The 11,472-nt window shown below is 54.4% G+C and carries 8 protein-coding genes; 5 read left to right on the top strand and 3 right to left on the bottom strand.

Annotation, left to right across the window (positions count from 1 at the left end; all coding sequences use genetic code 11):
• Positions 1-23 precede the first annotated feature (23 nt).
• The 3 genes from tkt to speA all read right to left on the bottom strand — a co-directional run bounded on the left by tkt (position 24) and on the right by speA (position 6,210).
• On the bottom strand, positions 24-2,018 hold the full coding sequence (tkt, locus tag HEP82_RS09505; RefSeq protein WP_192457853.1) for a transketolase: 1,995 nt from the start codon (positions 2,016-2,018) through the stop codon (positions 24-26).
• Between the two features lie 607 nt (positions 2,019-2,625).
• A complete protein-coding gene (gene tsgA / locus HEP82_RS09500) occupies positions 2,626-3,822 on the bottom strand; it encodes an MFS transporter TsgA (protein WP_192457852.1) in 1,197 nt (398 codons plus the stop codon).
• Positions 3,823-4,236: 414 nt separating this feature from the next.
• Positions 4,237-6,210 carry a biosynthetic arginine decarboxylase gene (gene speA / locus HEP82_RS09495; RefSeq protein ID WP_012764180.1) on the bottom strand — a complete coding sequence of 658 codons (1,974 nt, stop codon included), beginning with the start codon at positions 6,208-6,210 and terminating at the stop codon, positions 4,237-4,239.
• 697 nt (positions 6,211-6,907) lie between these two features.
• On the opposite strand from speA, the gene metK reads away from it, so the two are divergent.
• The 5 genes from metK to gshB all read left to right on the top strand — a co-directional run bounded on the left by metK (position 6,908) and on the right by gshB (position 11,384).
• Positions 6,908-8,062: a methionine adenosyltransferase gene (gene metK / locus HEP82_RS09490; protein ID WP_192457851.1), complete on the top strand. Its 1,155-nt coding sequence runs from the start codon at positions 6,908-6,910 to the stop codon at positions 8,060-8,062.
• Between the two features lie 198 nt (positions 8,063-8,260).
• Positions 8,261-8,773, top strand: a complete 513-nt coding sequence (locus HEP82_RS09485; protein WP_192457850.1) for a SprT family zinc-dependent metalloprotease — start codon at positions 8,261-8,263, stop codon at positions 8,771-8,773.
• A 100-nt stretch (positions 8,774-8,873) separates the two neighbouring features.
• Complete coding sequence (endA, locus tag HEP82_RS09480) at positions 8,874-9,572, top strand: deoxyribonuclease I (RefSeq protein ID WP_192457849.1); 699 nt, start codon at positions 8,874-8,876, stop codon at positions 9,570-9,572.
• Between the two features lie 112 nt (positions 9,573-9,684).
• Complete coding sequence (rsmE, locus tag HEP82_RS09475) at positions 9,685-10,419, top strand: 16S rRNA (uracil(1498)-N(3))-methyltransferase (protein ID WP_192457848.1); 735 nt, start codon at positions 9,685-9,687, stop codon at positions 10,417-10,419.
• Positions 10,420-10,430: 11 nt separating this feature from the next.
• Positions 10,431-11,384: a glutathione synthase gene (gene gshB / locus HEP82_RS09470; RefSeq protein ID WP_192457847.1), complete on the top strand. Its 954-nt coding sequence runs from the start codon at positions 10,431-10,433 to the stop codon at positions 11,382-11,384.
• The last annotated feature ends 88 nt before the right edge of the window (positions 11,385-11,472 follow it).

Raw genomic sequence — 11,472 nt, 5'->3', positions numbered from 1 at the left:
TGGCAATCTCAGCGCTGATGCACTTATTTCAACAACGCTTTCGCTTTAGCGACCACGTTATCGGTGGTAAAGCCAAATTCTTCGAACAGTTTCTCCGCAGGTGCGGATTCGCCGAAGCGTTCCATGCCAACGATGGCACCGTTCAAACCGACATACTTGTACCAGAAATCAGCAATGCTGGCTTCGATCGCCACACGGGCACTTACCGAAGACGGCAATACCGCTTCGCGGTAAGCGGAAGTCTGCTTATCGAAAGCATCGGTGGACGGCATGGAAACCACGCGAGCCTTGATACCTTCGTCCGTCAGTTTCTGCCAGGCGGAAACCGCCAGTTCAACTTCGGAACCCGTCGCGATCAGGATCACGTCGGGTTGACCGTTGCTGTCTTTCAGCACGTACGCGCCTTTTACGACATCCGCCAGTTGCTGAGCGGTACGCTCCTGTTGAGCCAGATTCTGACGAGACAGAATCAGCGCCGTCGGGCCGTCTTTACGCTCGATGGCATACTTCCAAGCCACCGCGGTTTCTACCTGATCCGCCGGACGCCAGGTACTCATGTTCGGCGTAACACGCAGGCTGGCCAACTGTTCAACCGGCTGATGGGTCGGGCCGTCTTCGCCCAGCCCGATAGAGTCATGGGTGTAGACATAAATGCTGCGAACCTTCATCAGCGCCGCCATACGCACAGCGTTGCGGGCATATTCCACGAACATCAGGAAGGTCGCGGTATAAGGTACAAAACCGCCGTGCAACGCGATACCGTTGGCAATCGCGGTCATGCCGAACTCACGCACGCCGTAGTGGATATAGTTGCCCGCTGGGTCTTCATTCAGCGCTTTGGAGCCAGACCAGATAGTCAGGTTGCTGGGCGCCAGATCGGCAGAGCCGCCCAGGAATTCCGGCAGCAATTTGCCATAGGCTTCCAGCGCGTTCTGAGAAGCTTTACGACTGGCGATCTTGGCGGCATTGGCCTGCAGCTGTTCAATCACCTTCGTGGATTCCTGCTGCCAGTTGGCGGGCAGTTCACCGCTACTGCGACGAGTAAACTCCGCCGCCAATTCCGGGTAGGCGCTGGCGTAAGCGTTGAATGCCTGCTGCCAGGCGGCCTCTTTGTTCTTACCGGTTTCGCGGGCATCCCACGCGGCATAGATTTCCGCCGGGATTTCAAACGGACCGTATTTCCAACCCAGCTGTTCGCGGGTGGCGGCCACTTCGGCATCACCCAGCGGCGCGCCGTGCGAGTCATGAGTACCGGCTTTGTTCGGAGAACCAAAACCGATAACGGTTTTGCACATCAGCAGGGACGGTTTATCCGTCACGCGCTGAGCCTGTGCAATAGCCTGATGAATAGCGTCGGCATCGTGGCCGTCAATGCCGCGAATAACCTGCCAACCATAGGATTCGAAGCGAGCGGCGGTATCATCAGTGAACCAGCCGTCAACATGACCATCAATGGAAATACCGTTGTCATCGTAGAACGCGATCAGTTTGCCCAATTTCAGCGTGCCGGCCAGCGAACACACTTCATGGGAGATCCCTTCCATCATGCAGCCATCGCCCAGAAAGGCATAGGTATGGTGATCGACGATGTCATGGCCCGGACGGTTAAACTGCGCGGCCAGCGTGCGTTCGGCGATAGCCATACCGACCGCGTTGGCGATCCCCTGCCCCAACGGCCCGGTGGTGGTTTCTACGCCCGGCGTATAACCCACTTCCGGGTGTCCCGGCGTTTTGGAATGGAGTTGACGGAAATTTTTCAGCTCTTCAATCGGCAGATCATACCCCGTCAAATGCAACAGACTGTAGATCAGCATGGAGGCGTGACCATTGGACAGTACAAAGCGGTCGCGGTTGACCCAGCTCGGATTGCCCGGGTTATGGTTGAGGTAATCACGCCACAAAACCTCGGCGATATCGGCCATACCCATCGGTGCGCCCGGATGACCAGATTTGGCCTTCTGCACACCATCCATACTTAACGCGCGGATGGCATTGGCAAGTTCTTTACGAGAGGACATGTTTGACTCCAGATCGGATTGAACAATTGCCTTGACGAACATAAGACATATTAATCAATACGTTATATCGAAAAGACAAAGAAAGGATACGCACAAATGTACATGAAAACCCGTCTGATTGCACATGGAACAACGGGCAGAAAAGCAGGATTCGCTGGCTGACCTGTGAGCACACACGCAATACCAGATTTTTCTATTATTTCACGGCTCTCCCGGCGTCTCCCTGAACAGAAAAGGGAGCGGTTATTCGTTAAAGCAGAACCTGTCATGCAGCCGCACGGGCGCGATCTCTAGAAAGCGAACCCCCACCTTGGCTGACGCGGCCAGACTCAACACCGTTCCCATTCAGGCGATCAACTTGCCATGTGGGCAAACAACGCCCGACATACCCGCATATCGGATATTCGCGTCGATTTACTCGTTATGTTTGCACGGCAAAACCGGGCATGCGCTGCCGTGATCTCTTCAGCTGCGGCAATAGTGCCGACGGAGATGGGGTCTGAAACGAAAGGCGTTATGCGAAGTCCCGCAACAATACAGGACTTCGCCTACTGTTTACGGCCAGCAAGAGTGAACCCGCACCGCTCGGCATCACTCATCGACGGCGTTATGCGTGCCCGTGACCGGTATGGTCGTGATTACGATGTTTAGTTACAAAACCGAGCAAGAAACACATAACGAAAACAACAAAATAGAGACCATTGGCCGTCACCAGCGCGGCATGGACATTAAACGCGCTCACGATAGGCCCGGTCACGATAAACGTCAGCATCGTGCCAACGGTGCCGCAGGTCAGGATGAAGTTCACCAGCTTCGGCGAAGGCATTCGGGTCTGCTGCGATCCCAGAGTAATCAACGTGGTGTAGATGGCACTGGAAATGAACCCGAGGAAAAGAATGAAATATTTCAACAGTTCCGGATTGCCGCTGGAAACAAACAGGTACATCGACGCCGTCGCCAGCAACGCCAATACCGTCACAACACGTTGCAGATCAAAGAATTTGAGCACATAACTGAACACCCACATGCCGATCATATAAGCCGTCCAGAAACTGCCCACCAAGCCGCCCGCATCACCGAGACTCATACCGAACGTTTTGGTCACATATTCCGGCACCCATTGGATAAACGCCAATTGGCCGAGAATGTAGCAGAGCGCGGCGATAGACAGCACCAGCACGTTGGCGCCCCATTTCTCCTGCGCCGTTTGGGTCTCTTTACGGGCGCTGTCGGCCGCACCAATGGACGGAAACTCGGACGGCAGCGTCAGCACCAGAATCACTACATACAGCAGCCCGATACAGGCATAAACCCAGTACCAACCGAAATGACGAGATAACAAAGCCGCGGCCAGAATCGGAAACAGAGTGCCGGCCATACTGAAGAATGAATCGGTAAACAACAGACGCGCGCCACGCTGCCGGCCTTCATACAATTGAGTAATCAGGAACGTACCGATCGACATGGTAATGCCGCTGACCACGCCCAGCGTAAACATGCATACAGAGAAAATAGTCAGCGTATCCGCCAGAAATAAACCGACAATTGATAACAGGATGAGAATAAAACCGAAAATAAGCTGTTTCTTCAGGGAGAAAACTTCCATTAGCCACACGTTCAGGAAAATGGAAATCAGAATACCGGCGTTCAGAAAAGTAAACGTATTACTCATGCTGGTGATAGGCACATTAAAATACTGGGCGATATCCCCCATCACCATGCCGGTTACAATAACCAGCGCCCCGGTCAGGGCATATGAAAAACAACTGGTAAAAAAAAGTCGCTGACGATTCAAATCAACCATGAATTATTCCTATGACCACCATTGCGGCCCATAACACCCTGTGAACTGATACATACCCTCAATAATTCGCGTTGCAGGAAGGCGGCAGGTATACGCATCGCGATGAGCTTACTCCAGTAAGTCATCCAGGTGAGCAAACGCCGTCAATGCATCGGCAACTTGAATAATGACGGGTATAGACCCTAAATAATTCGAATTGCGGGACACTTAGTCGCCCCATCACACAGGTCTTCCATGACATCAGAAGATGAATAATAGACTCGATGCACATTAAAACAGCGGGCGCATTGCATTCATCTTTCTGTGAATATTGCTGGAAAACACAGCCCCTGGCGATGATAGCCTGGAAGAAAAACGATAATTATAAACAAAAACGTTGGACACACAGAGTGTGCCCAACGTTCCTCTCATGAATTATTCGTCTTCCAGATAAGTATATCCGTACAGACCGGTTTCGAACTCTTCCAGGAACTGGGCCTGCAGCTCCGGCGCCAGATCCGTTTCCTTCACTTGATCACGGAAACGGGACATGAGCACTTCGGGATCCAATTGTACGTATTCCAGCATATCCGCCACGGTATTGCCTTCGTCAGACTCTTCCAGCTCGACGGATCCGTCCTGAAAGACGAAAACATCCACGGTCGAGGTATCGCCAAACAGGTTATGCATATTGCCAAGAATTTCCTGATAGGCGCCGACCATGAAAAATCCCAGCAACGGCGGGTTCTCCGGGTCATACGGCGGCATCGGCATGGTCGTGGCGACGCCGTCGCCATCCACGTAGTGATCAATGGCGCCGTCGGAATCGCAGGTAATATCCAACAGCACAGCACGACGCTGCGGCGGCTTATCCAGACCCTCCAGCGGCAGTACCGGGAACAGTTGATCTATCCCCCAGGCATCCGGCATCGACTGGAACAGCGAGAAGTTGACGTACAGTTTGTCCGCCATGCGTTCCTGCAGTTCATCGATAATCGGACGGTGCGCGCGATTGCTCGGATCCAACTGCTGCTGCAGACGCTGGCAGATATTCAGATAGAGCTGCTCGGCCTGCGCGCGCTGGGTCAGATCCAGCATGCCGTGCGTATATTGCATATGGATATCGTACAAATCCATCTGGCTGTCATGCAGCCACTCGCGCAGCGAACGACGATTGCCGGGCTGGTTGACCTCCTGCCAGGTACCCCACAGGCTTTCCAGCGCACGCGGCGCGTCTTCCGACGGCGCTTCCGGTTCGCTGAATTCATTACGTTCCACGCCGATGATGTTGGAAACCAGCACAGTATGATGAGCCGTGACCGCCCGTCCGGATTCGGTAATCACGGTCGGATGCGGCAGGTCATATTCATTACAAGCTTCGCCAATCCCCCAAATCACGTTATTGGCGTATTCATTCAGGCCGTAGTTGACGGAGCAATCGGATTGCGAGCGCGTACCTTCATAATCCACGCCCAGACCACCGCCGACGTCGAAACACTGGATGTTCACGCCCAGTTTATGCAGCTCCACGTAGAACCGGGCCGACTCACGCACACCGGTCGCGATATCGCGGATATTCGCCAACTGAGAGCCCAGATGGAAGTGCAGCAGTTGCAGGCTGTCGAGGCGGTTGGCCTGACGCAGCAGTTCCACTAAATGCAACACCTGCGCCGCTGCCAGACCGAACTTGGATTTTTCGCCGCCGCTGGACTGCCATTTGCCGGAGCCCTGCGACGCCAGACGGGCGCGCACCCCCAGACGAGGCACGACATTCAGCCGCTCGGCTTCTTCCAGCACCAACTTGATTTCGGTCATCTTCTCGATAACCAGATAAACCTTGTGCCCGATTTTTTCACCAATCAGCGCCAGCCGGATGTATTCACGATCCTTGTAACCGTTGCAGACGATCACGGTGCGGGTCATGCCCGCATGAGCAAGCACTGCCATCAGCTCAGCTTTGGAACCCGCTTCCAGCCCTAACGGCTCACCGGAATTGACCAGCGCTTCGATAACCCGACGATGCTGATTAACCTTGATGGGGTACACCAGAAAATAGCCGCCTTCGTAACCGAAAGACTCGCGAGCGCGACGGAACGCCGCATTAATGGAGCGCAGCCGGTGCTGAAGGATCTGCGGAAAACAGAACAGAGCGGGCAGACGCTGATTATCCTGTTGCCGTTCTTTGACCAGCTCAGCCAAATCGACCCGCGCTTCCGGCACATCCGGATCAGGACAAACGCTGATGTGTCCCAACTCGTTGACGTCGTAATAGTTATTGCCCCACCAGGCAATATTGTAAGTACGAAGCATTTCGCTGGCGTCACGGTCATTCATAGCTACCTCCTGCATGGAGCGAGAAGTATCGTATTTACCCGCCATCGACGAGCAGTGGATCATATCGTCAGACATGGCGATCCCTTAATTCCTACTTGGTTATAGATGCCGGCAGCGGCGCTCGCCGGAAAAAACGGCAGCACAATATGGCCTGCTGCCAACAACACTGTTTGCAACATGCAGTATGCCGTCGTTTTATGACTCTTATTAGTGTAAAGCACGATATCGAACTCCGAAGTTCGGGCCAGTGAAAATAACGGGATAACTATTTTCAGAAGAACGGGTTACGTTCATCTTTTCGGGGCAGGTAGGTTAACCAGCTCGGGAGTCCTGCGTTGCGCTGCGGGACAGGCAACTTCGGGCAAACGGCAGAAGGGAAGACGGGGACAAAAACGCCGTAAAATCAAAGGATACGCGCGGCGAACGCCAGTCACTCAGCACACAATGGATCATTAATCCTATCACCTCCACGCTCGCCGCAGATCATGCGGTCAGGCTATCACGGAAACAATCGATGGTTATCAGATTACGGACAACAAAACCGCTCGCCGTTTATACCGACACCGCCCCCGAAAAGCAAAATGAAAATAGTAAAAAACGTGCTTATTTCCATCGTAAATGCCGATGGTCTTCACTGATGGCCCGGCCGCCATAAAAACCACTGGCAATAGGTGCAAAACCTGACCTAAAATAGCCATCCAGATGTTAATCCATCCATACTGATTGACTGATAAACTGCTTAACGGCTTTAAGTTTATAAGGTAAAAAACTCATGGCTAAACACCTTTTTACGTCCGAGTCCGTCTCTGAAGGGCATCCCGATAAAATTGCCGATCAGATCTCTGACGCTGTTCTTGACGCCATTCTTGAGCAGGATCCCAAGGCCCGTGTCGCCTGTGAAACCTATGTAAAAACCGGCATGGTATTAGTAGGTGGCGAGATTACGACCAGCGCTTGGGTAGACATTGAGGAAATTACCCGCCGGACGGTACGTGACATTGGTTATATCCATTCCGATATGGGATTCGATGCCAACTCCTGCGCCGTTCTGAGCGCCATCGGCAAACAGTCTCCGGATATCAATCAGGGCGTTGACCGCAGTAACCCATTGGAACAGGGCGCTGGCGATCAGGGCCTGATGTTCGGCTACGCGACCAATGAAACCGAAGTGCTGATGCCTGCGCCGATCACCTACGCCCACCGCCTGGTTCAACGCCAGTCCGAAGTGCGCAAGAACGGTACGCTGCCATGGCTGCGTCCGGACGCCAAAAGTCAGATCACATTTGCTTACGACAACAACAAAATTGTCGGTATCGACGCCGTTGTTCTGTCTACCCAGCATGCGGAAGACATCCAGCAGAAAGACCTGCATGAAGCGGTCATGGAAGAGATCATCAAGCCGGTGTTGCCTGCCGAATGGCTCTCCGCCCACACCAAATACTTCATCAACCCAACCGGCCGTTTTGTTATCGGCGGCCCCATGGGCGATTGTGGCCTGACCGGTCGTAAAATCATTGTTGATACCTACGGCGGCGCAGCGCGTCATGGCGGCGGCGCATTCTCCGGTAAAGACCCGTCCAAGGTCGACCGTTCCGCTGCTTATGCCGCTCGCTACGTGGCGAAAAACATTGTGGCTGCCGGCCTGGCCGATCGTTGCGAAATTCAGGTCTCCTACGCCATCGGTGTGGCGGAACCGACTTCCATCATGGTGGAAACCTTCGGTACCGAGAAAATCGCCAGCGACCGTCTGGAAGCATTGGTGCGCCAATTCTTCGACCTGCGTCCTTATGGCCTGATCCAGATGCTGGATCTACTGCACCCGATCTATCAGCAAACCGCGGCTTACGGCCATTTCGGCCGTGAACATTTCCCGTGGGAAAAAACCGACAAAGCCGAGTTACTGCGCGATGCTGCCGGCCTGAAATAACGGTTTCACGCGCTCAAGATAAAAACGGCGATGCCATGCTTCGCCGTTTTGTTTTTTATATTCAACGATATCCGCTCTCCTCGTCCGGCTGGACAATATTGAAGACACGATTTCTCCGACGTAACCGCGTCATAAGAACAATGGCATGGTTTCTCCCGTGCGATTGCATCCAGACAGAGACCTCCGTAAGCTGCCGACATGAATACCTCAAGACTTCCCATTGCCCTACATCAGGCCGTAATGCGCTGCTTGCGGGATAAACTCCGGCAAGCCAATACAGCCCTCGGCAGCGACTACCCGGAACCCTCCGTCAGCTATCGGCAACGGGGCGCTACCGCCGGCAGCGCCTGGCTGAAAAACTGGGAGATACGGATCAATCCGGTGCTGTTACAGGAAAACCAGCAGGCATTCATTGATGAAGTGGTTCCGCATGAACTGGCTCATCTGCTGGTACACGCCCGTTTCGGCCAGACAGCCCCTCACGGCCGCGAATGGCGCTGGATGATGGAAAAGGTGCTACAGGTTCCGGCCAGACGCACCCACCGTTTCGAGACCGCATCAGTTCAGGGAAAAACCTTTCCATACCGGTGCGCCTGCCGCCTGCATGACCTCACGCTGCGTCGTCATAACCGCGTAATGCGCGGCGAAGCGGAATACCGCTGCCGCCACTGCGGCACCTTGTTACATGTCGTCATAACATCTTCTGTTTAAAACAAAATTTAAGCGTTTAATCCCGTATTTGTTGAATTTGCCTGCATGTCGTACTTCAGGTACGCTGCCTGCTTTTGCTAACCAAGGTTCATTCTGGAATATGCTTCGCAAAATCGCGATAACGCTAACGCTGAGCGTCGGTCTGGCTACCCTGACGGTTGCCGCGCAAGGCATCAATAATTTTACCCAGGCTAAGGCCGCAGCGGCCCAAATACATCGGGACGCGCCGGGTACGTTTTATTGCGGGTGCAAAATCACCTGGCAAGGCAAGAAAGGTACGCCGGATCTGGCTTCCTGCGGCTATCAGGTTAGGAAGGACGCCAATCGGGCCAGCCGCATCGAATGGGAACATGTGGTGCCCGCCTGGCAGTTCGGCCACCAGCGCCAGTGCTGGCAGGACGGCGGACGCAAAAATTGCACCCGGGATGATGTCTATCGTCAAATCGAAGTGGATCTGCATAACCTGCAACCGGCGATTGGCGAAGTGAACGGCGATCGCGGCAATTTCATGTATGGCCAGTGGAATGGCGACGAACGCCAGTATGGACAGTGCGAGATGAAGGTCGACTTCCAGAATCAGCAGGCCGAACCACCCGAACGCGCCCGCGGCGCCATTGCCCGTACCTATTTCTATATGCGCGATAGGTATAACCTGAACCTGTCCCGTCAGCAGACACAGCTCTTCGACGCCTGGAATAAACGATATCCGGTAACGCCGTGGGAATGCACTCGCGAACGCCGCATCGCCGAGGTACAAGGCAATCACAATCCTTACGTCCAACAGGCTTGCCAGCCGTAGCGCAGCTACCTACTATAGCGGACTGTCGCCGCCGCTTGCCGGCGGCGTCGATATCATCAGGGCGTTATCTGCCCGTTCCACACTGACAATAAAGGCCAGGGCCAGACTACCCATGCGAATACCGCGCATTTTTCATCCGGAGCTGCTTGCTCTGCACGGCGGAGAGACCGACCTGAGCGAAGACGCCGCCAATCATGTCGGCCGCGTGCTGCGCATGACGACCGGACAAGCGTTGCAGCTGTTTGACGGCAGTAATCAGGTATTTGACGCCGAAATTCTGCAAACGGGGAAAAAAAGTGTGTGCGTGCGCTACGCCGCCGGCCGTGTAGAAGATTGCGAGTCGCCTTTGCATCTTCACCTCGGGCAAGTGATGTCCCGGGGGGAAAAAATGGAATTCACCATTCAAAAATCCATCGAACTGGGCGTCAACGTCATTACGCCGCTGTTTTCAGAACGCTGCGGCGTCAAACTGGACGGTGAGCGCCTGGACAAAAAAATCGCCCAATGGCAAAACATCGCCATTTCCGCTTGCGAACAGTGCGGCAGGAACCGCATTCCGGAAATCCGCCCCGCCATGACGCTGGAAAGCTGGTGCGCGGAATCAGACAATGGGTTAAAACTGAACCTGCATCCGCGGGCGACGCAAAGCATCAACACCCTTTCCCTGCCGATCTCCCGCATTCGCTTGCTGATCGGCCCGGAAGGCGGACTCTCTTCGGGTGAAATTGCGATGACTGCAGCACAGGGTTTTACCGATATCCTGCTCGGCCCTCGCGTTTTGCGTACAGAAACTACCGCGCTCACCGCAATCACTGCGCTACAGGTAAGATTCGGCGACCTGGGGTAAAGGAGATAAAAATGATCAAACTCGGTATCGTGATGGACCCTATCGCCGCCATCAATATCAAGAAAGACACCAGTTTCGCAATGCTGCTGGAAGCACAGCGGCGAGGCTGGGAGCTGTATTACATGGAGATGGGCGATCTGTATCTGCACGCAGGCGAGGCCAGAGCGACAGTCCGGACACTGAGCGTTCGGTATGATTACAACGACTGGTATCAGTTCGAAGATACGCAGGATATCGCTCTGCATGAACTGGATGCGATCCTGATGCGTAAAGATCCGCCGTTTGATACCGAGTTCGTGTATGCGACCTACATTCTGGAACGGGCCGAAGAAAAAGGCACGTTGATCGTCAACAAGCCGCAAAGCCTGCGTGATTGTAATGAGAAACTGTTCACCGCCTGGTTCCCGGAACTGACGCCCGACACCCTAGTGACCCGCAATGCCGACAGACTGCGTGCGTTTCACCAACAACATAGCGATGTGATCCTTAAACCGCTGGACGGTATGGGGGGAGCCTCCATATTCCGACTGAAACCGGATGACGCCAATGTCTCCGTCATCATCGAAACCCTGACCGAACACGGCGGCCGTTACTGTATGGCGCAGAACTATTTGCCTGCCATCAAGGACGGTGATAAGCGCGTGTTGGTGGTGGACGGCGAACCGGTTCCCTATTGCCTGGCGCGCATCCCCAAAAGCGGAGAAACCCGGGGCAACCTGGCGGCTGGAGGACGCGGCGAGGCGCGGCCACTGAGCGAAAGCGATTGGCGGATCGCTCGTGCCGTTGCCCCCGTTTTAAAGCAGAAGGGATTGATTTTCGTGGGGTTGGATGTCATCGGCGATCGTTTGACAGAAATCAACGTTACCAGCCCGACCTGCGTGCGGGAAATCGAAGCCGCCTATCCGGACGTATCCATCACCGGCATGCTGATGGATGCGATTGAACGTTATCTGGCACAACGTTAATCAGGCCAGACCTGCGGCCCAGTCTGCCGTGCTCGCCGCCCCTGACGAGCCGGCCCATCAATGACGACAGAGATACGACAAACGACGA

The sequence above is a fragment of the Musicola keenii genome (assembly GCF_014855505.1).
GTDB lineage: Bacteria > Pseudomonadota > Gammaproteobacteria > Enterobacterales > Enterobacteriaceae > Musicola > Musicola paradisiaca.
This window is presented reverse-complemented; position numbering and strand designations above follow the sequence as displayed.

Excerpts from the sequence above, each read along its gene's own strand:
- HEP82_RS09485 (WP_192457850.1), top strand. The coding sequence starts at position 8,261 with ATGAATACCTCAAGACTTCCCATTGCCCTACATCAGGCCGTAATGCGC.
- metK (WP_192457851.1), top strand. The coding sequence starts at position 6,908 with ATGGCTAAACACCTTTTTACGTCCGAGTCCGTCTCTGAAGGGCATCCC.
- endA (WP_192457849.1), top strand. The coding sequence starts at position 8,874 with ATGCTTCGCAAAATCGCGATAACGCTAACGCTGAGCGTCGGTCTGGCT.
- speA (WP_012764180.1), bottom strand. The coding sequence starts at position 6,210 with ATGTCTGACGATATGATCCACTGCTCGTCGATGGCGGGTAAATACGAT.
- gshB (WP_192457847.1), top strand. The coding sequence starts at position 10,431 with ATGATCAAACTCGGTATCGTGATGGACCCTATCGCCGCCATCAATATC.
- tsgA (WP_192457852.1), bottom strand. The coding sequence starts at position 3,822 with ATGGTTGATTTGAATCGTCAGCGACTTTTTTTTACCAGTTGTTTTTCA.
- tkt (WP_192457853.1), bottom strand. The coding sequence starts at position 2,018 with ATGTCCTCTCGTAAAGAACTTGCCAATGCCATCCGCGCGTTAAGTATG.
- rsmE (WP_192457848.1), top strand. The coding sequence starts at position 9,685 with ATGCGAATACCGCGCATTTTTCATCCGGAGCTGCTTGCTCTGCACGGC.